This is a genomic window from Rahnella sikkimica (assembly GCF_002951615.1).
Classification (GTDB): domain Bacteria; phylum Pseudomonadota; class Gammaproteobacteria; order Enterobacterales; family Enterobacteriaceae; genus Rahnella; species Rahnella sikkimica.
In genome coordinates this window covers 2,658,635-2,683,628 of the sequence record NZ_CP019062.1, presented here as the reverse complement: position 1 = coordinate 2,683,628, position 24,994 = coordinate 2,658,635, and the positions used below count along the sequence as shown (strand labels likewise).

At 51.3% G+C, this 24,994-nt stretch carries 29 protein-coding genes, 1 other RNA gene and 1 pseudogene; 12 read left to right on the top strand and 19 right to left on the bottom strand.

The genetic code is table 11. The annotated features are described in order from the left end of the window. Positions 1-56: 56 nt before the first annotated feature. A complete protein-coding gene (locus BV494_RS12470; RefSeq protein WP_104923160.1) occupies positions 57-929 on the bottom strand; it encodes a LysR family transcriptional regulator in 873 nt (290 codons plus the stop codon). A 199-nt stretch (positions 930-1,128) separates the two neighbouring features. On the opposite strand from BV494_RS12470, the gene BV494_RS12465 reads away from it, so the two are divergent. The 3 genes from BV494_RS12465 to BV494_RS12455 are packed head-to-tail and all read left to right on the top strand — an operon-like array spanning position 1,129 to position 3,469. Continuing rightward, positions 1,129-2,316: a M20 family metallopeptidase gene (locus BV494_RS12465; protein ID WP_104923159.1), complete on the top strand. Its 1,188-nt coding sequence runs from the start codon at positions 1,129-1,131 to the stop codon at positions 2,314-2,316. A gap of 23 nt (positions 2,317-2,339) precedes the next feature. Beyond that, positions 2,340-3,137 (top strand): transporter substrate-binding domain-containing protein, encoded by a 798-nt coding sequence (locus tag BV494_RS12460; RefSeq protein ID WP_104923158.1) that lies wholly within the window; start codon positions 2,340-2,342, stop codon positions 3,135-3,137. After that, entirely contained in the window at positions 3,137-3,469 is a 333-nt protein-coding gene (locus BV494_RS12455; protein ID WP_226789972.1) for a hypothetical protein, read from the top strand. Before BV494_RS12460 ends, BV494_RS12455 begins: the two co-directional genes overlap by 1 nt. On the opposite strand, the gene BV494_RS12450 is transcribed toward BV494_RS12455, so the two are convergent. Beyond that, positions 3,453-4,007 (bottom strand): helix-turn-helix domain-containing protein, encoded by a 555-nt coding sequence (locus BV494_RS12450; RefSeq protein WP_104923157.1) that lies wholly within the window; start codon positions 4,005-4,007, stop codon positions 3,453-3,455. The genes BV494_RS12455 and BV494_RS12450 overlap by 17 nt on opposite strands. Positions 4,008-4,092: 85 nt before the next feature. On the opposite strand from BV494_RS12450, the gene BV494_RS12445 reads away from it, so the two are divergent. The 3 genes from BV494_RS12445 to BV494_RS12435 all read left to right on the top strand — a co-directional run bounded on the left by BV494_RS12445 (position 4,093) and on the right by BV494_RS12435 (position 6,393). Further along, the gene (locus BV494_RS12445; RefSeq protein ID WP_104923156.1) at positions 4,093-4,614 is read left to right on the top strand and encodes a GNAT family N-acetyltransferase; all 522 of its coding nucleotides are present in this window, start codon (positions 4,093-4,095) and stop codon (positions 4,612-4,614) included. Positions 4,615-4,711: 97 nt separating this feature from the next. Then, entirely contained in the window at positions 4,712-5,809 is a 1,098-nt protein-coding gene (ada, locus tag BV494_RS12440) for a bifunctional DNA-binding transcriptional regulator/O6-methylguanine-DNA methyltransferase Ada (RefSeq protein WP_104923155.1), read from the top strand. A 50-nt stretch (positions 5,810-5,859) separates the two neighbouring features. After that, complete coding sequence (locus BV494_RS12435) at positions 5,860-6,393, top strand: GNAT family N-acetyltransferase (protein WP_104924789.1); 534 nt, start codon at positions 5,860-5,862, stop codon at positions 6,391-6,393. Between the two features lie 64 nt (positions 6,394-6,457). On the opposite strand, the gene BV494_RS12430 is transcribed toward BV494_RS12435, so the two are convergent. The 7 genes and pseudogenes from BV494_RS12430 to gatZ all read right to left on the bottom strand — a co-directional run bounded on the left by BV494_RS12430 (position 6,458) and on the right by gatZ (position 12,753). Further along, complete coding sequence (locus tag BV494_RS12430; RefSeq protein ID WP_104923154.1) at positions 6,458-7,162, bottom strand: GNAT family N-acetyltransferase; 705 nt, start codon at positions 7,160-7,162, stop codon at positions 6,458-6,460. Positions 7,163-7,302: 140 nt separating this feature from the next. Next, positions 7,303-8,157 carry a tagatose bisphosphate family class II aldolase gene (locus tag BV494_RS12425; RefSeq protein WP_104923153.1) on the bottom strand — a complete coding sequence of 285 codons (855 nt, stop codon included), beginning with the start codon at positions 8,155-8,157 and terminating at the stop codon, positions 7,303-7,305. A gap of 4 nt (positions 8,158-8,161) precedes the next feature. Continuing rightward, a complete protein-coding gene (gene gatD, locus BV494_RS12420) occupies positions 8,162-9,211 on the bottom strand; it encodes a galactitol-1-phosphate 5-dehydrogenase (protein ID WP_104923152.1) in 1,050 nt (349 codons plus the stop codon). A 44-nt stretch (positions 9,212-9,255) separates the two neighbouring features. Beyond that, positions 9,256-10,622: pseudogene (locus tag BV494_RS12415) on the bottom strand (galactitol-specific PTS transporter subunit IIC). Positions 10,623-10,625: 3 nt separating this feature from the next. Continuing rightward, a complete protein-coding gene (gatB, locus tag BV494_RS12410; protein ID WP_104923150.1) occupies positions 10,626-10,910 on the bottom strand; it encodes a PTS galactitol transporter subunit IIB in 285 nt (94 codons plus the stop codon). A 72-nt stretch (positions 10,911-10,982) separates the two neighbouring features. Next, entirely contained in the window at positions 10,983-11,465 is a 483-nt protein-coding gene (gene gatA, locus BV494_RS12405) for a PTS galactitol transporter subunit IIA (protein WP_104923149.1), read from the bottom strand. After that, positions 11,458-12,753: a tagatose-bisphosphate aldolase subunit GatZ gene (gatZ, locus tag BV494_RS12400; RefSeq protein WP_104923148.1), complete on the bottom strand. Its 1,296-nt coding sequence runs from the start codon at positions 12,751-12,753 to the stop codon at positions 11,458-11,460. The genes gatA and gatZ overlap by 8 nt, the downstream gene beginning before the upstream one ends. 267 nt (positions 12,754-13,020) lie before the next feature. Between gatZ and BV494_RS12395 the strand changes: the two genes are divergently transcribed. Next, entirely contained in the window at positions 13,021-13,803 is a 783-nt protein-coding gene (locus tag BV494_RS12395) for a DeoR/GlpR family DNA-binding transcription regulator (protein WP_104923147.1), read from the top strand. A 191-nt stretch (positions 13,804-13,994) separates the two neighbouring features. Here the strand turns inward: BV494_RS12395 and BV494_RS12390 are convergent, their stop codons facing one another. Further along, positions 13,995-14,777, bottom strand: coding sequence for an ABC transporter substrate-binding protein (locus tag BV494_RS12390; protein ID WP_192938004.1), 783 nt, complete (start codon positions 14,775-14,777; stop codon positions 13,995-13,997). 62 nt (positions 14,778-14,839) lie between these two features. On the opposite strand from BV494_RS12390, the gene BV494_RS12385 reads away from it, so the two are divergent. After that, a complete protein-coding gene (locus tag BV494_RS12385) occupies positions 14,840-15,049 on the top strand; it encodes a hypothetical protein (RefSeq protein ID WP_104923146.1) in 210 nt (69 codons plus the stop codon). A 74-nt stretch (positions 15,050-15,123) separates the two neighbouring features. Here the strand turns inward: BV494_RS12385 and BV494_RS12380 are convergent, their stop codons facing one another. From BV494_RS12380 to smpB, 4 genes are all read right to left on the bottom strand, one after another. Then, positions 15,124-15,654 carry a rhodanese family protein gene (locus tag BV494_RS12380; protein WP_104923145.1) on the bottom strand — a complete coding sequence of 177 codons (531 nt, stop codon included), beginning with the start codon at positions 15,652-15,654 and terminating at the stop codon, positions 15,124-15,126. Then, the gene (locus BV494_RS12375; RefSeq protein ID WP_104923144.1) at positions 15,651-15,968 is read right to left on the bottom strand and encodes an ArsR/SmtB family transcription factor; all 318 of its coding nucleotides are present in this window, start codon (positions 15,966-15,968) and stop codon (positions 15,651-15,653) included. The genes BV494_RS12380 and BV494_RS12375 overlap by 4 nt, the downstream gene beginning before the upstream one ends. Before the next feature lie 464 nt (positions 15,969-16,432). After that, positions 16,433-16,795, bottom strand: a transfer-messenger RNA (tmRNA) gene (ssrA, locus tag BV494_RS12370). A gap of 49 nt (positions 16,796-16,844) precedes the next feature. After that, complete coding sequence (gene smpB, locus BV494_RS12365; protein ID WP_101075405.1) at positions 16,845-17,327, bottom strand: SsrA-binding protein SmpB; 483 nt, start codon at positions 17,325-17,327, stop codon at positions 16,845-16,847. 156 nt (positions 17,328-17,483) lie between these two features. Here smpB and BV494_RS12360 point away from each other — a divergent pair, with 156 nt between their 5' ends. Together BV494_RS12360 and BV494_RS12355 are read left to right on the top strand one after the other, a co-directional pair. Next, complete coding sequence (locus BV494_RS12360) at positions 17,484-17,918, top strand: type II toxin-antitoxin system RatA family toxin (RefSeq protein WP_104923143.1); 435 nt, start codon at positions 17,484-17,486, stop codon at positions 17,916-17,918. Beyond that, complete coding sequence (locus BV494_RS12355; RefSeq protein WP_104923142.1) at positions 17,911-18,195, top strand: RnfH family protein; 285 nt, start codon at positions 17,911-17,913, stop codon at positions 18,193-18,195. Before BV494_RS12360 ends, BV494_RS12355 begins: the two co-directional genes overlap by 8 nt. 76 nt (positions 18,196-18,271) lie before the next feature. Here BV494_RS12355 and bamE read toward each other — a convergent pair whose 3' ends face one another. The 3 genes from bamE to nadK all read right to left on the bottom strand — a co-directional run bounded on the left by bamE (position 18,272) and on the right by nadK (position 21,364). After that, entirely contained in the window at positions 18,272-18,616 is a 345-nt protein-coding gene (bamE, locus tag BV494_RS12350; RefSeq protein ID WP_104924787.1) for an outer membrane protein assembly factor BamE, read from the bottom strand. Positions 18,617-18,728: 112 nt separating this feature from the next. Next, positions 18,729-20,390: a DNA repair protein RecN gene (recN, locus tag BV494_RS12345; RefSeq protein ID WP_192938003.1), complete on the bottom strand. Its 1,662-nt coding sequence runs from the start codon at positions 20,388-20,390 to the stop codon at positions 18,729-18,731. A 95-nt stretch (positions 20,391-20,485) separates the two neighbouring features. Further along, on the bottom strand, positions 20,486-21,364 hold the full coding sequence (gene nadK, locus BV494_RS12340) for an NAD(+) kinase (protein WP_104923140.1): 879 nt from the start codon (positions 21,362-21,364) through the stop codon (positions 20,486-20,488). Between the two features lie 137 nt (positions 21,365-21,501). Between nadK and grpE the strand changes: the two genes are divergently transcribed. Beyond that, positions 21,502-22,089: a nucleotide exchange factor GrpE gene (gene grpE / locus BV494_RS12335; protein ID WP_104923139.1), complete on the top strand. Its 588-nt coding sequence runs from the start codon at positions 21,502-21,504 to the stop codon at positions 22,087-22,089. A gap of 62 nt (positions 22,090-22,151) precedes the next feature. Here grpE and ung read toward each other — a convergent pair whose 3' ends face one another. Continuing rightward, positions 22,152-22,838 (bottom strand): uracil-DNA glycosylase, encoded by a 687-nt coding sequence (gene ung / locus BV494_RS12330; RefSeq protein ID WP_104923138.1) that lies wholly within the window; start codon positions 22,836-22,838, stop codon positions 22,152-22,154. A 340-nt stretch (positions 22,839-23,178) separates the two neighbouring features. Here ung and grcA point away from each other — a divergent pair, with 340 nt between their 5' ends. After that, the gene (grcA, locus tag BV494_RS12325) at positions 23,179-23,562 is read left to right on the top strand and encodes an autonomous glycyl radical cofactor GrcA (RefSeq protein ID WP_104923137.1); all 384 of its coding nucleotides are present in this window, start codon (positions 23,179-23,181) and stop codon (positions 23,560-23,562) included. 78 nt (positions 23,563-23,640) lie between these two features. Here the strand turns inward: grcA and srmB are convergent, their stop codons facing one another. Beyond that, positions 23,641-24,969: an ATP-dependent RNA helicase SrmB gene (gene srmB / locus BV494_RS12320; protein ID WP_104923136.1), complete on the bottom strand. Its 1,329-nt coding sequence runs from the start codon at positions 24,967-24,969 to the stop codon at positions 23,641-23,643. Positions 24,970-24,994: the final 25 nt, after the last annotated feature.

The following is a 24,994-nucleotide window of genomic DNA, read 5'->3' as shown; positions in this document are numbered from 1 at the left end:
ACGATGAGTTTATGAAAAACGCATGTCCGCAGAGTAATCAATAAAAGCACGCACGCCTAGACTTTCAACACGTTGCCTTGTTGCGCCGTCTGTAACAGATGAATAAACGCCTGCATATACGGCGTGGCGTTCAGGTTATGGCGGTGCAGCAGCCAGGTGCGGTTCTTCACCGTCGTGCCATCGACGCTGACGGGCCGCCGGTAAAAATGCTCCGGCAGTGGCATATAGGTGGCGACAATCGCGTAGCCCAGCCCGTGCTCCACCATCGCCATGCACACTTCGAGTTTATCGACTTCCATCGTGATGTTCGGCGCGTGCGAGAAATTGGCATTCCACCAGCGTTCAATGAGTTGCGTGACGTGCGCGCCGTGATGGATTTTTATCTGCGGCATGTGCGGCAGCAACGCGAAATCAAAATCCTGACTGTTCACCAGCACATAGTCATCTTCTTCAATCAGATGCTTGCCTTCCTTCCAGTTAAAATCATCTTTCACCAGCGCCATATCAATCTCGCCGCGCAGCAGCTTTTGAATAATATCCTCGCTGAATCCGCTCATCAGGCTGACGCGGATCCCCGGATGCGTCTGGCGGAACTGGTTCAGCAAAGGCGGCAGACGATATGCTGCGTAATTGCTGGAGACACCGAGCGAAATTTCCCCTTGCTGCGCCTGATCCAGGCTGTGCAGATTGAGTTTCAACTGCTGTAAATCGCTGAGCACGTTCACCGCGTGTTGTGCGAGGTATTCCCCCTGCGCGCTGAAAACCAGCCCCTTTTGCCCTTCCTCAAATAAGCGGATAGCCAGTTTGCGTTCGATCTGACGCAGGCGGTAACTCAGTGCTGGCTGCGAGGTGTAAAGCTGCTCCGCCGCGCGGGTAATATTTTTGTGCTGATATACGGCGCGCAAAATCAGCCAGTCTTTTTCGTTCATGGATTTCCCCGGATGACTGCCCGAAAAGTCGAACACCATAAAATAATTTTTGCGTAAAAAGGGCAACAGATAAAAAGGCTCAATTTGACCAAAACCCCTAAAAGCCCTATTTCTGGAGGTATAGAGACGTGTTAACGCAATATCAAAAAACCTTCATCCGAAAATAATTTTTGGTTTTGCACCATCGCAGGGAATATTTATGTCGGTTTGCACTACAGAAGAACAAAAGGCGCAGATTATCGCTGCCGTCGATTCACTGGCGGCTCAGGCGACGGAACTGGCGCTGAATATTCATGCCAATCCGGAACTCAGTTTTGAAGAAGTGAATTCTGCGGCCGCGCTCATTGCGCCCCTGCGCGCGGCAGGTTTTGAGATTGAAGAAGATCTCGGCGGCTTGCCGACGGCGTTCCGCGCCACTTATGACAGCGGTAAACCGGGGCCGGTGATTGCGCTGCTGGCCGAATATGACGCGCTGGTCAATCTAGGCCATGCCTGCGGACATAACCTGATCGGCACGGCTTCCGTGACGGCGGCACTGGCGCTGAAACAGGTTTCGCAGTTACTGACAGGCCGGCTGGAAGTGATCGGCACACCGGCGGAAGAGGAAGGCGGCGGCAAAATTATCCTCAGTGACAAAGGCATTTTTGACGATGCCGATGCGGTGATGATGTTCCATCCGCGCGATAAAACCATGGTGGTGCGCGGCGGGCTGGCGTGTGTCGATGCCGTCTTTAAATTTTATGGCAAAGCAGCGCATGCGGCGTCCGCGCCGCAAAACGGCATCAGCGCACTGGATGCGGTCATCCACACCTTCAACGGGATTAACGCGCTGCGTCAGCTGTTCACCGACGATGTGCGCGTTCACGGCATCATCACCGATGGCGGCAGCGCCACCAATATCGTTCCGGCCTACAGCGAAGCTAAATTCCTGATGCGCGCCGACACCGTGAAAGGGCTGACCGTCGTGAAGCAAAAAGTGTTCGATGCGGCACGCGGCGCATCGCTGATGACCGGCGCGCGGCTGGAAATCGAAGAAGGGCTGACCTACGCCGAACGCAACAACAACCTGACGCTGGCCGGATTCTTCCAGCAAAACCTGGAGGCGATGGGCGTTGAGGTGGTGCCGCCCCCGCTGAAAGGCGGCATTGGTTCTTCTGATATCGGCAACGTCAGCCAGATTACGGCGGCGATCCACCCGTATATCCGTATCGGCGATGTCCTTCCTCACACGCCAGAATTCGCCGTTGCTGCCGGTTCTGACGCCGGTTTGCAGGGCATGTTACAGGCCGCCAAAGCGCTGGCGATGACGGCTCTCGATTTATGTCAGGACGACACAAAGCTCCGTGCAGTAAGAGAAGAATTTTCAAACTGGCAGTTAAAACAATAACTTTGGGAAGAGAGGACAGAATAATGATGAAAAAAACACTGGCTGCTGCCGTTCTGGCACTGACCTTTGGCAGCGCGATGGCTCACGCAGACGGCGAAACCCTGCGCGTCGCCGCCGACATGGGTTATCCGCCGTTCCAGTATCGTGACGCCAGCGGCACGCCGACCGGTTTTGAAATTGATATCACCAACGCCATTTGCGACGTGATGAAGGTGAAATGCGAATACGTGGTCAGCAGTTTTGACGCCGAAATTCCTTCCCTGCTCGCCAAAAAAGTCGATTTTATTTCGCCACAGGGTGCGACGGAAAAACGCCGTAAAGTGATTGATTTCAGCGATTTCGTCTTCCACATCCCGACCAAACTGGTGGTACAAAAAGGCAGCCCGCTGTTGCCGACGCCGGAGTCTTTGCAGGGTAAACGCATTGCGGTTCAGCAGGGATCGATTCAGGAAATGTACGCCAATACCTTCTGGCAGCCGAAAGGTGTGGATGTGGTGGCTTACGCCGATCAGGATACGATTTATCAGGATCTGGTCGCCGGGCGTTTAGACGGCGCGCTCAGCCCGGCGGTCGCCGTGACCTTTGGTTTCCTCAATAAACCGGAAGGAAAAAACTTCGAGCTGACCGGCCCGGAAGTGCGTGACGACAAAATATTCAGCATTGGTTCTTCCTACGGCGTGCGCAAAGACGATCTCAAAATCAAAGCGTTGCTCAACGACGGGTTGGCAAAAATTAAGGCCGACGGCACCTGGGAGAAGATCAAAGTGAAATATTTCGGCCCGCTGGACATGTCCGTACATCAGCAGGAGAAAGCCCAATAATGCTGCTGCGCCCGCCGGTTCGTGAACATTTACTGCCTCTGATGGATGGCCTGTTGCACGAGTTTTCCTCGCTGCACCGGCTTTCCGGTTGTGATGATGCCGAACTGGCGGCGCAGCGCATGGTGTCTTTATTGCAGGAACAGGGGCTGGATGCGCGCCTGAAGTGGAAAAATCGGGCGCAGAACGTCAAAGGCAAAATCGTGATCGCCGGGCAGGGTTTTGAATATTACGTACAACGCCTGTGCACCGCCGGCGCGCTCGGGCTGATCCATATCTGGGGTTTGGCGGAATCCGCGCTGCTTGAAAACGCAGACGCTATTTGTCGCTCATGACGAGCAAATAGCGGCAAGGCTGCGAACCCGGATTACTGAATGTGACAGGCAAATCGACGCCAAACGTCAGGGCGTCGCCGGCAGCCAGCGCGTAGTTTTCATCGCCGTAACGAATATCGAGCGTGCCGTCTACCATCCACAACCGCTGTTTGTAAGCCTGCTGATGCCAGCCGGGATAGCTGACGCGCGCTCCGGCGGGAAGGGTAATTTCCACCAGTTCAGGCCCGCCATTTTCTTCATGTGTTGTCACCTGGCGGCGCAGATAAGCGATATCCGGATCCTGCCAGACTTCCTGCTGTGCCCGCGGACGCAGCGGGGCGGGCTGCGGGTTTTCTTCTGAAAGAAGGTGCGCCAGCGACACGCCGAGGCTGGCCGCCAGACGCCCCAGCAGACTGGCGCTCGGGCTGCTGTCCTGCCGCTCAATTTTCGAAATCATCGCTTTACTGACCCCGGAACTGCTTGCCAGCTGTTCGAGGCTCAGCCCCTGAGTTTTTCGTAATGATTGCAGACGTGTGGCGATCAACTGGTCGATTGACATATCAGGCGTTCCGTTGTTTACTTTTGTGGAATTAAATCTACTATAGTGGAAATTAAACCATGACGGAAGCGAAGGGGAACATCTGATGAAACTGATTGCCTGTACTGAACGTCAGCATGCAGTGGCGATTCTGGATATTTTTAATGATGCCATTCTGACGTCAACGGCTTTGTATGATTATAAACCGCGCCATATCGACAGTATGACCTCCTGGTTTGCCACTAAACTGATCAATAATTTCCCGGTTATCGGCCTTGAGGATGAAAAGGGGACGCTGCTGGGATTTGCCAGCTACGGCACGTTTCGCGCGTGGCCAGCCTATAAATATTCCGCTGAACATTCCATTTATATTCATAAAGATCATCGTGGAAAAGGGCTGGGAAAAGTGTTGCTCAATGCACTCATTGACGCGGCACGCGAGCGCGATGTCCATACGCTGATTGGTGCGATCGATGCGGCGAACGGCGGCAGCATTGCGCTGCATGAGAAGAACGGATTTAGCCACACCGGGACGATTAAACAGGCCGCCTGGAAATTTGACCGCTGGCTGGATCTGGCCTTTTATCAGCTGATCCTTGATACGCCTTCAGCGCCGGTTGGAGGCTGAAAACGGCGGGTTGAATGAGAAAGCAAGCGCCGGAGGGCGCACGGAGATTCCGCGGCATAAGCTGTGGATCCTCCCGTCGGGAAATATGAGGCAGACCATGTCAGGTAAAACGCAAGTTCGTCACGAAGCGGTATCGGGAAGCGCGAAAAGTCATCAGGCGCAGGATCCGCGCTGGCAGGCGGTCGTCAGCTGTGATGTAAAAGCCGACGGCCAGTTTGTCTATGCCGTAAAAACCACCGGCATTTACTGCGCACCTTCCTGTCCGTCACGCCAGCCAAACCCCGAAAATATTGAATACTACGACGATGCCGAAGCCGCCGAGCAAGCCGGGTTTCGTCCGTGCAAGCGCTGCCGTCAGGGGCTTATTTCACTGGCGCAGTTTCACGCTCAGCGCGTCGCGCAGGCCTGCCGTCTGCTTGAACAGTCTGCCGACATACTCACACTGAACCAGCTGGCGACAGAAGTCGGCATCAGCGCCTACCATTTTCATCGTATTTTCAAAGCCCAAACCGGCGTGACGCCAAAAGAATATCAGCAGGCGCAGCGCACGCGGCGGGTTCGTGAAAAACTGGCCGCCGCGGCGACAGTGACCGAAGCGGTTCACTCCGCCGGGTATTCATCCGATGGCCGGTTTTACGAAACGTCAGGCACGATTCTGGGGATGACGCCGCAGTCATTCCGCGCCGGTGGCCGTGATGTCCGCGTGTGGTTTGCCATCGGGCAGTCTTCGCTGGGCGAGATTTTAGTTGCTGAAAGTCAGCGCGGCATTTGCGCCATTTTGCTGGGCGATGATCCGGAAAAACTGATCGCTGAATTGCAAAACAGTTTCCCGCTGGCTGAACTGGTGGGCGGCGATCCTGATTTCGAGCAGCGTATTGCGGTGATCGTCGGTTTTGTCGAACAGCCACAAACCGGGCTGGATTTGCCGCTGGATATTCGTGGTACAGCTTTCCAGCAGCGTGTCTGGCAGGCATTGCGTGATATTCCTGCCGGAACCACCGCCAGCTATGCCGAAATCGCCCGCAAAATTGGCTCGCCAAAATCCGTTCGCGCCGTGGCCGGTGCCTGTGCGGCAAACCTGCTGGCTGTCGCCATTCCCTGCCATCGCGTGGTGAAAACAGACGGGAATATTTCCGGATATCGCTGGGGCGTGGAAAGAAAGCGTTCTTTGTTAGCGCGCGAAGAAGAAGCCTGACTATACTCACCTGACTTTTCAGCTACCGGATTTTTATAATGAGGGACGCCGTGCCTGCTTTTTCTTTGCGCGAAGCCGCGCCAGAAGATATTGATGAACTCGCCGAATTGCACGTCGCTATCTGGCGTGAAACCTACCGCGAACTGGCTCCTGCGGAGGCATTCGCCGCGCTGGATGTGCCGCGTCGTAAAGCTTTCTGGCAGGATAAGTTTGATCATCCCCCGGCCGGGCAGGGTATTTTTCTGGCCGAAGTAAACGGAGAACTGGCCGGTTTTTGCCTGACCTCGGCGTCATCTAACCCTGATTTTGGCGAGATGGCTGAAATCAAATTCCTGTATGTTTCCGGCGATTTTAAACGTCAGGGCATCGGGAAACGGTTAATCAGCGAAGCCGCCCGACATCTGGCTGCTGCGGGATATCGCAGCGCCGGGCTGGGCGTGGTGGAAGGCAACGAACCGGCAATCCGGTTTTACAGCGCACTGGGTGGCCGCGAGGCAGGGCGCTATACCGACGCTGGCCCGCTCTGGCGCTCGCGCAATATTATTTATGCGTGGCCGGATGTTACGTCGCTGTTTGCCGTGTAAATCCGCTGTTTAAATCTGCTATGCAAAGAAAGTGCCCGCGTCAGTGAATTCCGCGGGCTATTTTTTATTTACGCAGTTCTTCCAGACGCTGCTTTTGCTGACCTTCCGCAGAGAAGTTATCTGCGCTCAACCAGCGGTCAAACGCTGTTTTCGATTCCGGCCATTCGCTGTCGATGACCGAATACCAGCAGGTGTCACGGTTATGGTTGCGCAGGACGATAGCCTGTCGGAATGTGCCTTCGTATTGAAAACCAAAGCGTAATGCTGCCTGTTTAGACGGTTCATTCAGGCTGTGACATTTCCATTCGCAGCGACGGTATTTTAGCGTATCGAACAGATAACGTTGCAGCAGATAAATCGCTTCGGTACCGAAACGCGTGCGTTTCATCAGCGGCGACCAGTTTACCCAACCAATTTCGGCAACGCCGTTCACCGGGTCAATACGCAGAAATGATACGCTGCCGACTGTGCGCCCTGTGTCGTTATCTACCACGGCAAAAAACAGCGGGTCTTCACTTTTAGCCTGCTGTGAAATATACAAATCGCAATCAGCCTGCGTTGCCGGACGGTCAACGGAGAGGTAGGTCCAGTCGCGGTTATCATCAATGCTGTGCCAGGCGTTAAAGAGATCCTGACTGTGGCGTTCGCAGCTCAGTGGCTCAAGACGACACCATGTGCCGTTAAGCTGAACGCGAGAAGGACGTTCGCAGGGTTGCCAGTCGGGAAGGGCATCGCCCACGGGTTGACCAAAGTGGTTAAGGGTTGTCATCGTCTTTTCCATTTCACTCTCAGAGAGAACCCATAAAATCAGAATGGTGATTGGGCTGCAACCGGTGAGATGCCAAAGAGCTGAAAAGCGGAGAAAAAACCTCCGCTTTTTATCCCTTCAGGTTATGAGCCCCATCCCGTTTATAAACGGCCAGCGCTGCCACAAACCTTGATCTTATCCTCCACCACTTTTTGCATTGCCAACTTGCCGGGAACGATGTATTTACGCGGATCGTTCGCGTCAGGATAAGCGGAAAAATAGTCTTTCACCGCATCAGCAAAGGCAATTTTCAACTCGGTCGCCACATTGACTTTGCAGATCCCCAGCGCAATTGCCTCATGGATCATCGCATCCGGGATCCCCGATGCGCCGTGCAGAACGAGGGGAATATCCACCAACTGACGAATCTGTTCAAGACGGCGGAAATCCAGTTTAGGTGTGCCCTGATATAAGCCGTGCGCCGAACCAATGGCGACCGCCAGCGAATCGATACGTGTGGATTCTACAAAGTGCTTTGCGACAACCGGATCAGTAAAGAAGCTGTCGCCTTCCTCAACGACCAGATCGTCTTCCTGCCCGCCAAGCCGCCCGAGTTCCGCTTCCACGCTCGCGTCAAAGGCATGACACAAACGCACTGCATCGCGCACCTTTTCTATGTTTTCCGCCAGCGGAAAATGTGAAGCGTCGATCATGACGGATCGGATCCCCGCCCGGACTTTTGTCCCGATGTCTTCCAGCGTCTCATGATGATCCAGATGCAGTGCCAGCGGAATACGATTTTTGCGTGCCGCTTCCTGACATAACGAAATCAGGTATTGAGTTCCCGCGTAACTGAATGTGCCGGGCGTTCCGGCGAGTATGACCGGTGAACTCATCGCGGCCGCCGTTTCGGCCACAACCTGTATCGTTTCCATATTGTGGATATTGAATGCCGGAACCGCATAGCCTTCGCGCTGCGCCGCCAACAACATTTCTCTGTTTGAGATCAGATACATGAATTTAGCTCCTTGTTAAATCCAGCAGGATTTTGCCCGCCATAGGTTTTCCCTTCAGGGCGGCGACTTCATTCGCAAATTCCTGAGCGTCGCCCAGACAGCCAATTAACGGCGTCAGATTTATTTTTTGCTCCGCGAAAAGTTGCGTTGCCTGCTGCCATTCGCTGCCGGGCCAGGGTGCGGAATAATTCATCCAGCTGCCGAGTAACGTCAGCTCTTTACGCAAGATGTGGCTGAACGTCGCCACATTCAGGGTCAGATCTTTATGCAGTGTGCCGACCAGCGCGATCTGCGCTTTCGGACCCGCAATGTCGAGAGCCAGCGCGACAGTCTGCGGTGTGCCAGCGGTTTCGATAATCAGTTGATTAAAGCGACGTTCCTGACTTTGATGACGAATTTCATCGGCGTTCAGTTGGGCGCTGTTAAAGCTATGGCTCGCGCCGGAGCTCAGGGCGAGATCCAAACGCTGAGGGTTGATATCAATAGCCGTTACGGATTTTGCCCCCAGGGCGCTGGCCGCCTGAATGATCAGCTGGCCGATCGTGCCCGCACCAATCACAACGACTTCTTTTCCTTCACAGCCTCCGGCCAGTTTTAGTGCGTGCAACCCCACAGTGATCGGTTCCAGAAATGCGCCCTGCAACAGCGACGCGTTTTCCGGCAGCCGGAAGAGATTTTTTCTCGACGCGACGACATATTCAGCATGGCCGCCATCGCGACGTGAGCCGATAAACTGATAGTGCTTACATTGTGAATACGCTTCTTTTTTGCATTCTTCACAGTGAAAGCAGGGGAGCAGAGGAACGCACGCCACAGCATCACCTTCCTGTAAATCATGAACTTCATCGCCAGCGCTGACCACGTAACCGCTAAATTCATGGCCGAGCGTGATCGGGTAGTAATGTGAGGCGTTGGCAAAAATGCGCGGAATATCAGAACCGCACAGGCCGGAATACGCCACCCGCACTAACACATCGTCCGGCGCGCTTAGCATGGGTTTTTCCCGTTCCTCGACGGTGATTGACCCGCCCTGGTGTACCACTACAGATTGCATCATTGTTTCCTTAAGGCGGAGGAAACCCTCCGCCTGGATGAGGGTTAAGCGCTGGCCAGTGCAGCCGCTGCGAGTTTTTCAGCCCGGGTAAAATTACGGGCGCGTCGCCAGGTGAGGAATACACCGACGGCGTAAATGACGCCGATGATGCTGAGCCCCGCGATATTTTTCAGCGTACAAAGTTGGATCAGAAGATAGGTAATCGGAGAGCCGCCCTGATCCATCGATGCCACTCTGCCACCGGCCGTGAGAGCCCCGGCATTGGCAGCGAGCTGCGTATGCAGATCGATAGTCTGCGTCGCAATCCAGAGGGTGATGCTCATGATGATGCAGCCTGAAATCAGTGTGCGGAACAAGTTCCCCTGATGCACGGCAACCGCAATCGTTACAAAGAAACCGATGGTGGCGAGATCACCAAACGGCAATACCTGATTTCCCGGTACCAGCACTGCAATCAAAATCGTTAACGGAATAAAGATCAGGCTGGCGGAGACGACGGCGGTATGGCCGAGTAAGAGCGCAGGATCCAGACCAATCAGGAATTCCTGACCGCCGAAACGGGCTTGCAGACGTGTACGGGCATGACGGGCAATCGGCGTTAAACCATCCATAATCGGCTTAATAACCCTTGGCATCAGCAACATGACGGCAGCGGTTTTGACGGCCAGCTGCAATACGCCTTTGATGTCATATCCGGCCAGATAACCAATAATCAGACCCATGGCAAAACCGACAGTCACGGGTTCGCCAAACGGGCCGAAGCGTTTCTGAACATCGTCGGCACTGAAGTGGATCTTGTTCAGGCCGGGGATCTTCTCAATGACGGTATCGACCAGCACGGCAATCGGCCCGAGATATGCCGATGAACCGTGCGGGATAGCGATGCCTTCAAGGTTGAAGAAATCACGCGTATCTTTCGCAAACCAGTCGCCCAGTTTGTAGATAAATGCCGCGTGAACTACGACGCCCATAATTCCCAGCCAGTATGATCCGGTGGCCAGATGCAGCATGGCGCCAGTGAATGTCATGTGCCAGATGTTCCAGATATCGACATTGACGACGCGCGTCATGTGGGTCAGCAGCATCACGATATTCACCCCGATAGCAATCGGAATGGCGACCAGTGCAATCTGGGAAGCCCAGGTCATCGGTGATGAACCCGGCCAGCCGATATCCACCACTTGCAGGTTGATTTCGAAATGCTCGGCCATCGCTTTTGCTGCGGGCCCGATGGAATCGAGCATGAGACCAATCACCAGCCCGATACCGACGAAGCCGATACCAATGTGGATAGCTGATTTAAAGGAGTCCCCAGTTTCATGCCTAATATCAGGGAGAAAATGATAATGACGCCGGGCAACATGACTGTTGGCCCGAGGTCGAGGATGTAGCGCATTATTTCGGTAAACATGGCTTACTCCTGCAACAGGGTCAGTATTTGCTCACGCAACGCATCCATGCCGACACCGGAAATAAACGGCATCCCATGTACTAGGGGAATATCCCCGAACTTGCGGTCAACTCTGGCGGTGGTGCAAATCAGGTGCGCACCGTCCATGTAGGTTTCAATCTCAGTGACGCGGCACTGGACGAGATCCACTTCAATGTTTTGTGCTGCGCATAACTCTTTGATTTCTTCTGCGGCCAGAGTTGATGTAGCTACGGCTCCGCCACAGGCGACAATGATTTTTCGCTTCACGTTAAGACTCCTTGATGCTTTGTTTTAATGTTTTTAAGTAAGGTGTAGAGGTCGCTTCGGGTGGTAAGGGCTTCAGATATAAACGGGAGACATTTTCTCTTCAGCCTGTGAGAAAACATGTTGCTCAAAAATGGATGACAGTTGGTGTTCGGGAGCCGTGAGCAGTTGTTCTAAAAATTCAGGTTTCTGTAACTGACCGAAGAGTTGACGCAACAGTTTCAGCTGCTCTGATGGGTGAGTGACGATAAGTGCCACAATCAGGGACGCCGGGACGGTGCCTTCATCATCAGCCTGAAAGAATTCAACGGGAGCATCAGGACGAATCAGATAGATCGCCGGGCTTCGGGCATGGCTGGCTTCGCAGTGCGGGATTGCGACCGCATGTTGTTCAAGCTGAATACCCGTCGGAAATTCGGCTTCGCGATTAAGCAGCGCGTGCGGATAGGTGTTTTCAACCACACCGGCTTTCACCATGCATTCACCGATGTGGGCCAGAACGTCCTGGTAGTCCGTGAAGGCAATATTTGTTTTGACGAAGATTTCACAGTTATGCATTGCAGCATGCCTCCGCACTGGCGGACTGCGGGGAACAGCCGTAATGGTAGGCGCGAAGAACATCCTGAATTTTATCGATAATCAGTTCGTGAGGATCGCTGGTCAATTTATTCGCCATCACGCGTTCAAATTGCGCGGGTAAATATTGGCTCAGCAGGCCAAGGGGAATTTCCACTGTTTGTAGATTGGTGACCAGCGCTTCCATAGCCCGGTTGATACGGGCGTTAGGCCAGTAATAACGGATACGATCTGAAAGGCTAAAATGCAGGTCGATCAGCGAAAGGCTGAATGTCGGGTTGTAGTATTTTTTCCAGTAAACCGGCTCGTCCAGCATGACGCCGTTAATCACCGTCAGTATCTGGCTGCGGGATTCGGGGGCAATCAGTACCTGTTCGATATTCGCCAGAGCAAAAACGGCTTCCCGAAGCGCAAAGGTTAATGCCGGCCCGACTTTCAGAATGGCAAAGTGATCTTCAACCAGATGACGATAGGATTTACGGGTCTGATAATCCGTCGAATGCGCCTCATAAACCAGCGGAGTCGTTGTTATATAGGCAGATAATGACTGAGCGAGCTTTGGCTGATAGTGGATTACCCGGCTATGATCAAACTCTACGCCTGGCTGCACAACAACGGCGATGATCCGCTCAATTGCCGCCTCAAGCCCCATTTCCCTGAAAGCCTGATGATGCATTTCGAGCGTGGCTTGCGCATCTTTCGACTCAGTCACATGAACGTGTTGAATAGCAGAAGCTTCTCCGCCGGGAACCGGCACTTCGGTCCCAATGACGTAAGTCAGTGACCTTTTTTGCTGGGGTGTTGCAACACGTTCGGCCACCAGACACAAGCGTGCTGCGCGCTGAGCGACAACAAAAGGATCAAGCGGAACCGGATCGCCGGCGCAGGACATAGAGGCATCCAGATGTATTTTGCTGAAACCTGCTTCGACGTATTGCGCTATCAGCACTTCTGCTTTGCACATTGCGCTGTCTGCATTTTCATTTTGCCAGCAGTTTGGCCCCAGATGATCGCCGCCGAGAATGAGGCGCTGGATGGGGAATCCCACCTTTTCCGCAATCGCGAGAACGAAATCCCGAAAATCAATCGGCAGCATTCCCGTATAGCCACCAAACTGATTCACCTGATTGGAGGTGGCTTCAATCAGCACTTTACGATCGGTGCGGAGATCCTCCCGCAGGGCAGCTTCGATCACCAAAGGATGCGCAGAGCAGACAGAACAAATCCCGGTACTTTCGCCTTGCTTATGCTTATTGATAATATCTTTCATTTTTGGCCTCCGTTTGTTTTCGAAGATAGTCATATCATTTCGAAAGCCAGGCAATAGTGTTTTACAGATTTCGTGACAGTGATCGAAATATTTCGTAAGGTATTTGCATTCGTTTTCTTTCGACTATAGATGCGTATCGTGAAGTGAAAAGAATCAAAGCCCGAAGGGCAAAGTGATATTACGTTTCACATTGCTGGGATTTTTTTCTCCTCTTAATGACGCCTTTTGTTTACACTGTCGGCAATACAGCCTTTCGGATGCTCAATCATGAATACTTATGATAGACGTAACAAAATCATTGATTTAGTGAATCAAAACGGCAGCGTTATGGTTGCCGACCTTTCGAGTTCTTTCGACGTTTCCGAAGTGACAATCCGCTCTGACTTAGGATTGCTGGAGCAAAAGGGTGCCCTCACACGTTTCCACGGCGGTGCGGCGAAACGCGATGCTTCACCGGCCGACCAGGTGGCATTGCCGCAGGATGAAATGGTGCTTGAAGAGCGCTATCTTCAGGCCAGTGACCCTAAAAAACGCATCGCTCAGGCGGCTGCAGGACTGGTGAAACCCGGAGATACCGTCATTCTCGATAGCGGCAGTACTACCATGCTGCTGGCAGAAGAGCTGGTGAAGTCAGGTGATATCACCGTCATCACGAACAATTTGCCTGCTGCATTTGTTTTGTCTGAAAACCCCGATATCACACTGGTGGTCTGTGGCGGAACGCTGCGACATAAAACGCGCTCTTTGCATGGCAATATTACGGAATACGCCTTGCAGGGAATCGTCGCTAATCTGATGTTTGTGGGCGCAGATGGCCTGGACGCCGCGACAGGCATCACCACATTTAATGAGGGCTACAGCATCAGCGGTATTATGGCTGCTGCCGCTCAGCGCGTTGTCGTTGTCACTGATTCCACAAAGTTTGGTCGTCGCGGATACAACCTGGTGTTGCCGATAGAAAAAATCGACACGATTATTACGGACAAGGATATCCGTGATGAAGCTTTGCAGGCACTCAGGCAGACGTCGGCGGAACTCATGTTGGTATAACCCTTTCAGATAACGTTTATCGGCGAGGCTGACTTTAGGCTGAAAGCCTGATCAGTTAAACGGGCAGGTGTGAGGGTTGCGAAGGTTCACGAAATCAATCTTCTGCATTGCAGTTTCTGGCAGGCGGTATTGGAATCCGTTCCGCAAATATTGAGCCGCATGGTTAGCCACATGCGGCCTGAAGAAGGGGATTACGGCTTTTTAGTGTAGACCTCAAACGTGAAATATTTCTTTTCCAGCGTCTGATAAGTCCCGTTTTTATGGATTTCTGCCAGCGCATTGTTGATTAATGTCAGATGCGCCTGATCATCCTTACGCAACCCGATAGCCGTTCCTTCGCCCAGATAACGGGTATCGTTTAGCGGTTCGCCCGCAAAGGCATAATTTGTGCCTTCATGCGTTTTCAGAAAGCCGATTTCGGCCACCGCCGCGTTCGTCAGCGTCACGTCAATACGGCCAGAGGCCAGATCCTGATTAACGAAATCCTGGTTCTGATAAGAGACGACGTTCACCCCTTTCTTCTGCCATTCTCCTTGCGCATACGCTTCCTGCGTTGTGCCCTGAGCAACGCCGACGGTTTTACCTTTCAGCGATTCTGCCGTCGGTTGCAGGCCACTGCCTTTTTTCGCAATCAGCACACTGGGAACGTGATAGAGCATGTCGGAGAAATTCACCTGAGCTTTGCGTTTAGGCGTCATCGACATCGCTGAAAGCACGGCATCAAATTTTTTGGCGTTCAGGGCAGGAATAATGCCGTCATACGCGGTCTCAACCCACTCACATCTAACCTGAGCCTGCTGACAAATTGCGTTGCCCAGATCAATATCAAAACCGACCAACTTGCCGTCCGGCGCTTTGGATTCAAAAGGGGGAAAGGACGGATCCACGCCGAAGCGTAATGTCGTTTCCGCCTGCGCTAAACCGCTGGTCGCGGCCAGCGTTGTTGCGATGATCAGCAATATGTTTTTCTTCACAAGTCATCTCCTGATGGTGCCAAAAAAACAAACCCCCGCAGCTAAAGGCGAGGGTAAAAGTGATGGTTTCTTCTTTCGAATATGACGACTCAGTAAGTCAGGGTCAAGCGCCAGAAATCTGCGCAAAACGGGCAATAGTTGAAGAGGGTAGCAATCAGAGTATCGACCGCTATGGAAAACGAATATCCGCCGAAATGCATGAAGTTAATGTCGTATTACGCCTTAAAAACAAAAGGATAGACTGGGCTGGCTTGCCGGGTAAGTTGCAATAAAAAAAGCCGCAAACCCTTGCGGGCTGCGGCTTTCTTTGCGGTAACGGTCTTATCTGGTAATCATATACCACTCTTTAATTCTTAATCTTATTCCATGGCATTTTGGAAAGCAGAACTGCCATTCCGCACCAACCACTTACGCCAGCAAAAAACAGGCCTGCACCGATGAATCCCGACAAGAGAAAGAACCATTGATCTACAGCGTATCCCATCACTACCCCAGCAATAGTCAGTATTCCGGCTACCATCTGAACTTGCCTCATGATAGGAAGAGGATATTTCTTGTCTTCGATCGTCGGCAGACTTGCACTTTTCCAGGCATTGATGCCACCAGATAACAATAAAACTGTTGCCGGGCCAGCAGCACCGATCAGTACATCTTCATTTTGAGCTGTGCGGGAACCCGCTAAACAGTGAAAAATAACAGGATGACTTACAGGCAGGTCTTTAAGTTTTTTCCCCGAGAGGATATCTGATAGTGGAAAAGAGATAGCGCCAGGAACGTGCTCGCGAAGAAATTCAGCAGGCTCACGGATGTCGATAAGAGTGCTGCCAATTCTCATGAGCTCTTGTGCTTCTGAAGGACTAACGGTTCTTACGGTCATTTCAAATCCTCAGGGCAATAAATGTCCTTTAACGTCGCGATAATTTTTCTAATAGATTCATTTTTAATGAAATAATTTCTTCGTTGCTCATCTATGGAGCATTCAATCAAATCTTCTTCCTTCATTCTGGCCAGATGCTGAGATGTTGCTGAAGGGCTTAATCCTGTCAGTTTACTCAAGTTGCCGGCTGAAGTGCCGGGTGAATCAATGAGCGTACAAAGGATCAATAGCCGGTTAGTGTTACTCATCGACTTGAGAAGCCTGGTCGCCTGAGCCGCACTTTCTTGCAGAAATGGGATGTCAGTATTTTTCATATTTCATTTTAGAGTTACCTAATTTAAGTAAATTCTAAATTAAATAAATGCACAGAGCAATAATGATTATTAGAAGGGTGCTAATGGTGTACGGAATTTATTTTATTACCTATATTTCAATATATTATGTGTTTACCACTTTGTTGTGCGCTGTCCATGCCCCATCGCTTTACAGTGGCCAGCTACCTTCCCATAAGAAAAAATCGGCCTGCTGAGTTGTCCTGGTTTATCTTCGTCCCTTGCGGCTTTGGGCTCTGTGTTGGTGAGTGGCGTGGTAGTTCGAGCCATTTTAGTTATAAGCTCTTTAGTTATAGGGCAGTCGTATAACTAAACGTATATCTAAAGTAGCCTGTTGTATGAAGAGGCTGCCAGCAGATAACGGGCAATAAAAAAGCCGCAAACCCTTGCGGGCTGCGGCTTTCTTTGCGGTAACGGCCTTATCTGGTAATAACCGAAACCTTGTTTGGTGGAGCTGGGGGATTTGAACCCCCGTCCGAAATTACTACACCGTCGGCACTACATGCTTAGTCCAATCTTTACATTCGCCGGTTAGCTGCGGATGGACACGCCACTAACAAACTATCCTGATTGGGTTTAACGCTTTCACCCCAGGCAAGGTGTCCACGCGATCTCTTTTGGGTTTGACCTCTCTTGATCCCCGTCCTAAGAGCGGAGGCTAGGGAGAGAGGGCTCTAAGCAGGGTATTAAGCTGCTAGGGCGTAGTTTTCGTCGTTTGCGACTATTTTTTTGCGGCTTTTTACGAGGCCAACCGCCCCTCGGCATGCTCCTTGGGCTTCGCAAATCCCGTCGAATCCAGAATCAGCCCCAAGTACTATTTCGCAGTATACCAGAAAAACTGCACGCTAAGCCAGAGACTTAGCGGTTTGAGTTCTTCATGATGCGTGCTTTGTCTACTTTCCACTCACGATCTTTAATGTCATCGCGCTTGTCGTGCTCTTTCTTACCTTTCGCCAGGCCGATTTTCACTTTTGACCAGGCATTTTTCCAATACATGGAAAGTGCGACGACGGTGTAACCATCGCGAGTCACTTTACCGAACAGCGTTTCTAGCTCGCGTTTGTTCAGCAGTAGTTTTCTTGTGCGGGTTGGATCACAAACCACATGACTTGACGCCACGTTGAGAGGTTGAATGGTTGCGCCGAACAAAAAGGCTTCACCGTCGCGGAATGTGACATAGCTGTCAGTGATGTTTGCTTTACCAGCTCGCATCGATTTGACTTCCCATCCCTGCAAAGCAAGCCCCGCCTCGATCTCATCTTCGATGAAGTATTCATGGCGAGCGCGTTTGTTCATCGCGATAGTCGCGGAACCGGGTTTATGTGCTTTTTTCTTTGTCATAGTGACACTTATTATACTGTAAGCGATGCCGAATGAAATCCCCACACGGTCTGAGTCAGATGTTTTTCCTGTTTGTGGCGTCCTGTGCTTCGTAGTTTTTATTACCACGCAGATAAATGGTATTATCTGTACGTTTTATGACACCTGGAAAATGATATGCCACAGATAAGTCGTTCTGCGCTTGTGCCGTTCAGCGTGGAACAAATGTATACCTTAGTGAATGATGTCGATGCTTACCCGCAATTTCTGCCCGGTTGTTCAGGCAGTCGCATTTTAGAAAACAGTGACACGTCTATGACAGCGGCTGTGGATGTTTCTAAAGCGGGCATCAGTAAAACGTTTACCACGAAAAATACGCTCATAAGCAATAAACGCATTGATATGCAACTGGTTGATGGCCCTTTCCGGAAGCTAACCGGCGGCTGGGATTTCATCGAACTGAGCCCTGAAGCCTGCAAAGTTCAGCTCAGTCTGGATTTCGAGTTCACGAATAAATTGATTGAGCTCGCGTTCGGTAAAATCTTCAAAGAGCTGGCGGGAAGCATGGTTCAGGCTTTCACACTGCGTGCAAAAGAGGTCTACAGTGTCTGAGATCCGCGTTGAAGTTGTCTACGCATTGCCAGAGAAGCAGTACATGCGAACGGTTAAACTGGAAGAGGGCAGCAATGTTGAGCAGGCTGTTATCGCCTCTGGTTTGCTTGAGCTGCGACAGGATATTGATTTAAAGAAAAACAAGCTGGGGATATATAGCCGGCCTGTAAAACTGGTGGATACGGTGAGCGACGGTGACAGGATTGAGATTTACCGGCCACTGATTGCGGATCCGAAAGAACTTAGGCGCATACGAGCCGAACGTTCAAAAAAATAAGGCGCCTGGGGCGCCTTATTTTTTTACCCTGAAAGATGATTTTTGGTCACTACCAACGATCATCACACCGGGCGATTTATTGCTGATCGCTCAACTTCGGTTTGTTATCGATGTTGGTCAGCTCGCCACCTTGGTTGAAGGTCAGCGTTAATGTTTGCTGAGTTATACCCGAATGTCCTGGCTCCTGACGGAACACATAATACCAAACATCACTGCCAAACGGGTCGTGTAACATCGGCGTGCCAAGAACATAAGCAACCTGTTGCTTAGTCATGCCGGTATGAATTTTTTGAACATCAGCAGGAGACAAGTAGTTCCCCTGATTGATGTCAGGCCGATAAACCACCTTTTCCAGAGTGGAACAGCCCGCAGTAAGCATTAGAAGAGCTACAGCGGCGGCAGTTAGCGTTTTACAGCGCATAGTCATTACATTCCTTTAGGGCATAAGATGCCGATGATAATAGACCTTTCATCAGTTTGAAACCTTTGCGGGGCACCTGTATGACCGCTTAAATGTAAAAAAGTTGAGCTTTTTACGCTGCGAGTAACTCTTTTGCATTGGCTAACGTGTTTCGGGTGACTTCACTTCCGCCCAGCAAGCGTGCCAGTTCCTGCAAACGCGCCTTCTTATCAAGACGATTCATTTGGGTTTCTGTCACTTCGCCGTCGGTTTCCTTGCTGACAAAATAATGCTGATGACCGCATCCTGCAACCTGAGGTAAGTGAGTTACACACATTACTTGTGTCGACTCACCCAATTGGCGCAACAGACGACCGACGATAGCAGCAGTTGGCCCGCTGATACCGACGTCTACTTCATCGAAGATTAGCGCCGGCGTTTCCATTTTTTGCGCCGTAATGACCTGAATCGCCAGAGCAATACGTGAAAGCTCGCCGCCTGATGCTACTTTTGCCAGCGCCTGAAGAGGCTGCCCCGGGTTAGTCGTAACCTGGAATTCCAGACGATCCGCGCCTTCTATGCTCAGATGCTCAGGCTCGAACTGAACCTGAATCTTAAATTTACCGTGCGGCATGGAAAGTGCCTGCATGCTTTGAGTAATCAGGTGCGTGAGTTCATCGGCGAAATACTGCCGTTTGTCATGCAATTGTTGTGCGATAGCTACTGCTTGCTGGTAATGCATTTGAACTGCTTCGCTCAGTTCAGCCTGATTCGTTTCCTGCTCATCCAGTGATTGTTGTTCTTCAAGCAACTGACGGTGCAGTTCCGGCAATTCTTCTGCGCTAACATGGTGTTTACGCGCCAGATTCATCTGTCGGGATAAACGCTGTTCCAGTTCGTACAGGCGGTTCGGATCCATATCCAGACGTTCGCTGTAATGGCGCAGTTCGTCGCTGGCTTCGCTAATCTGAATTGACGCCTCATCCAGCATAATGATCAGTTCGTTCATTTTGCTGTCGAGTTCTGCCAGTTCAGTTAACTCATTACGCGCACTGTAGAGCATGCTGACAATGTTCTGTTCTTCGCCGTCGGCCAGTAAATACAATGCACTTTGGCTGAGAGAGAGCAACTGACCACTGTTGGCCAGTCGTTTGTATTCTTCGTCAATTTGTTCGAATTCTCCGGGTTGAGGGGAAAACTCATTGAGCTCTTTTAACTGGTATTGCAGGAGCTGACGGCGTGATTCACGCTCATTCATCTGCTGCTGGTATTGTGCAAGCTGGCGGCAACTCTGATGCCAGTTCTGGTAAGCGGTGCGCATTTCTCCCAGCAACAACGGTTGGTCTGAATACGCGTCGAGCAGGTCTTTCTGATGCTCAGGTTTGAGCAGGAGCTGGTGGGCGTGCTGGCCGTGGATCTGAATAAGATGCTGGCCGAGTTCACGCAACTGAGATAGCGGCACAGGGGTTCCATTGATAAAACCACGGGAACGGCCATCGCTACTGATAGTGCGACGGAGCAGGCAATCATGCCCTTCATCCAGCTGATTATCGGCAAGCCAGTGTTTTGCGGAAGGTGTATCGGCAAGGGTGAAACGTGCACAGATATCTGCACGGCTTGCGCCAAGGCGAACCATACTGCCATCGGCGCGGTTGCCCAGGCAAAGGCCAAGTGCATCAATAGCAATGGATTTACCTGCACCGGTTTCACCGGTGATTGCTGTCATCCCGGCATGAAAATCGATTTCTAATTCACGGACAATGGCAAAGTTACTGATAGTTAATTGCGCCAGCATGATCACCTTCCTGTACATAACAACAGACCTGTAATTACATACAGTATAAACTGGTTTTATATACAGTAAAGGGGTTGGCGAATTATTTTTTCAAATCAGAAGAGTTTTTTCGACCACCCGAGTTTGGTGCTTAATGTATTGAAATAACTGTAATCCTTTGGATGGATTAAGTTCAGATGGAATTCGCTGCGGCGGATCACCACTTCTTCACCGGGCTGAATGGGCAGGGCAATCTGGCTGTCGCAACTGATTTCCAGGTCATTACTCATATGAGAAAATCGCAGACAAATGGTGCTGCTGCTGTTGATGACCAGCGGACGCGCGGAAAGCGTGTGCGGGAACATTGGCACCAATGCGATGGCTTCGAGCGTTGGCGTCAGAATCGGTCCGCCCCCAGAAAGTGAGTACGCCGTTGAGCCGGTGGGCGTGGAAATGATCAGGCCATCTGAACGCTGGGAAAACGCGAATTTGTCGTCAATATAGACTTCAAACTCAATCATATGCGCCACTTTGCCCGGATGGAGAACGACTTCATTGATGGCTGTGCTGACGCGGCATTGCTGGTCTTTACAGCGAACCATCGCTTCCAGCAGGAAACGTTGCTCGCTGATGTATTCGCCCTGCAAAACATCATCGAGTTGCTGAAGGGCGTTATCCGGATCGAGATCGGTCAGAAACCCGAGATTACCACGGTTAATGCCAATGACTTTGATGTCATAACGTGCGAGTACGCGCGCGGCACCCAGCATATTACCGTCACCGCCAACCACGACGGCAAGATCGGCCAGTTTGCCTATCTCCGCGAGGCTGCCGGTTTGTGCGCCTTCCAGGGCTAAATCCTGTGCCACCTGTCGTTCAACAACGACCTGATAACCTTTTGAAATTAACCAGTGATAGAGCATTTCATGGGTGGCAAGTGCCGAAGGATGGCGTGGATGTCCGACGATCCCGATGCACTCAAATTTTTTATTCATCGCTGTGGTTATCCTCAGCAGGGTGTGATGACACCTGCATTATGACCGGTTTCATTCAAAACCAAACCTTGAAACCCCGGTTTTGATCCCCATAATAAGCCAAGTAGCAAGATTAATGCTAAAACGCGGAGAGATTCATGAGTAGTAAAGAACATAAGACACCTGACGAGCAAGTCTCTGAAGAACTGAATCAGGAACAAGAGCTGCAAGCGGAAGCGGAAACTCAGGCGGCAGATGTCGTTGACCCCCGCGATGAACGCATTGCTGAATTAGAAGCACAGCTGAAAGAAGTTCAGCAGCGTGAGCGTGACAGCCTGCTGCGTGCGAAAGCGGAAGTGGAAAACATCCGTCGCCGTACCGAACTGGATATCGAAAAAGCGCACAAATTTGCCCTTGAGAAATTCTCTGGCGAATTGTTGCCAGTCATCGATAACCTGGAGCGTGCTCTGGATCTGGCTGATAAATCGAATTCAGAACTGGCAGGGTTGATTGAAGGCGTCGAACTGACCCTGAAATCTCTGCTGGACGCTGTACGCAAGTTCGGTCTGGAAGTGGTGAGCGACATCCACGTTCCATTCAACCCTGAGCAGCATCAGGCAATGACGATGATGGAATCCGATGAACTGGAACCTAATCACGTCATGATGGTGATGCAGAAGGGGTACACGCTGAATGGCCGTCTGTTACGCCCGGCGATGGTTGCGGTTTCTAAAGCCAAAGCCTGATTCTGTTTCAGAATGACTTTATGAAATGAGAGAGGCACCTTCGCGGGTGCCTTTTTTTTATGCTATTCCGTTGCCGGCAAAACAGGCATCCAGTCGATGGGTGCCAGACCTTGTTGGCCAAGCAATTCGTTAGCCTGAGAAAAATGCTTACAGCCCAGAAAACCACGATGCGCAGAAAGCGGAGAAGGGTGGGGCGCTTTCAATACGTGGTGACGGTTGCGGTCAATGATATTGCCTTTTTTCTGGGCATGAGATCCCCACAGCAAAAACACAATTCCCTCACGGTTTTCATTCAGTGCTGCGATTACCCGATCGGTGAAGGTTTCCCAACCCAGCTTGGCATGGGAATGTGCCTGTCCGCCTTCCACCGTTAACACCGTATTAAGCAAAAGCACGCCCTGATCGGCCCAGCTCTGCAAATAGCCGTGAGCAGGACGCTCAAAACCGGGGATATCCGTCGCCAGCTCTTTATACATATTCACGAGTGAAGGCGGTGCGGGAATGCCAGGGCGAACCGAGAAGGACAACCCGTGCGCCTGATTCGGGCCGTGATAGGGATCTTGCCCCAGAATAACGACTTTTACATCGGCAAGTTCAGCGGATCGGAAGGCGTTAAAAACATCCTGCTGGGGCGGATAAATCGTTTTTCCCGCCGCGCGTTCTGCGGCGACAAATTTCAATGTATCAACAAAGTAAGGCTGGTCTTTTTCCTGGCCGATGACGTCATGCCAGGTGAGAGTTGTGGACATTGACGCTCTCCTTTTCAAGGTGATTTTTCTCTGCGCGTAGCTTACCTGCTCATTCCTCCGAGTTAAACCTGCCTGAGCTTTTGCTGATGTTTATCTGCGGCTTAACGCTTCTATGCAAAAATTATTGATAATTTACAAAAATAATTTAAGTGAGCCACTTGGAAAAATTGATATAAAACATAAATATGCTGATGTGTAGGAATAACCACATTGGAAAGATTGATATTAATCAAAGAATGCGGGGTGCTCTGCTGTTATATCTGAGAGCAGGAACAATGGGTTGTTGATCAACCCGACACCCATCAATTCACAGTATCGTAGCCAATTATGGAGGCAACATATGATCACCGGGATCCAAATTACCAAAACCAATAACGAAGCGCTGAAAAACTCTTTCTGGCTGCTGGATGATGAAAAATCGGAAGCTCGCTGTGTTTGTGCAAAAGCGGGCTATGCGGAAGACCAGATCGTGGCTGTCAGCGAACTGGGCCAGTTTGAATACCGTGAAGTTCCAATGGAAATTCAACCGACTGTACGTGTGGAAGGCGGTCAGCACCTGAATGTTAACGTTCTGCGTCGCGAAACGCTGGAAGATGCTGTTAAACATCCGGAAAAATACCCGCAGCTGACTATCCGTGTTTCTGGTTATGCAGTGCGTTTCAACTCGCTGACTGCTGAACAGCAGCGTGATGTGATTACCCGTACTTTCACTGAAAGCCTGTAATCGCATCTGATTACCTGAGTTTCAGATAATAAAAAACCGCCTGCAAAGGCGGTTTTTTTCGTTTGTATCAGCCAGGATTTATTTTGACGCGTCTTTAGCCGCATCAGGTTTCACACGGCGTTTACCGACGTTTTTGCTATCGCGATGGCGAACTTTTACTTTCACCTTCGATTTTTCCTGCTCAGCTTTCTGTTTTTCTTTACGCTTTGCCAGGACTTTCTTCGACGGCTTACCGGTAACTTTTTCGCTCGGGGCTTTCGTTTTCGGACGGAATTCATCAAGCACGCGGGCTTTCAGCGGTTCGTTAAGGTAACGACCGATTTTCCCCAGCAGCAGGTGGTCATGCGCCTCAACGAAAGAGATTGCGGTCCCTTTGCGGCCAGCACGGCCTGTACGCCCGATACGGTGCAGATAGATATCCGCCGTCAAAGGCAGGTCGAAGTTGAAAACGTGGCTGATGTCGTTGATGTCAAGGCCACGGGCGGCGATATCAGTCGCCACCAGCACGTTGACGCGGTCTTCAACCATACGTTTTACCGCTTCAGTACGCTTGACCTGTACCATCTCGCCTTCGAGATAACAGGAGTTGATCCCTGCTTCACGTAACCAGGCAACCAGTTCATGCACACGCTCGCGCTTACGCACGAAAATCACAGATTTAGTGACATCTTCTTGCTTGAGCAAATGGATCAGCATCTGGGTTTTGTGTACCACGTCATCTGCGCGGTAGTACCACTGCTGAATTTTTTTACGTTCGCGTCGTGACGGATCGGCTTCGATTTCAACCGGTTCAGTCAGAATACGTTCTGCGAATTCACGGATGGCTTCCCCTTCCAGCGTTGCGGAGAACAGCAACGTCTGTTTACGCCAGCGCGCTTCAGCAGAAATCGTTTCGATATCCTGCGCAAAACCCATGTCCAGCATGCGGTCTGCTTCGTCGAGGATCAGCGTTTCGATTGCGCGGCAGTCAAAGTTTTCTTCTTTGATGTATTGCAGCAAACGGCCCGTCGTTGCGACAACGATGTCCTGGTTTTCGCTGAACACTTCAGCGTGGTTCATATAAGCCACACCGCCAGTGATCGTTGCGATATCCAGATCGGTATGTTTTGCCAGCTCACGCGCCTGATCTGCAACCTGCATGGCCAGTTCGCGGGTTGGCGTGAGGATCAGAATACGGGGTGGACCAGATTTCTTACGCGGGAAATCCAGCAAATGTTGCAAGGCAGGCAACAGGAATGCCGCGGTTTTGCCGGTGCCGGTAGGCGCCGAACCCAACACATCGCGTCCGTCCATCGCGGGCGGAATTGCCTCTGCCTGTATGACAGTCGGGCGGCTATAGCCTTTGTCGCCCAGGGCTTGAATCAGGCGTTCATCGAGTTCGAGTTCGGAAAAAGTGGTTACAGTCATGGTCTACCTCTACTTGGGGCGCCGA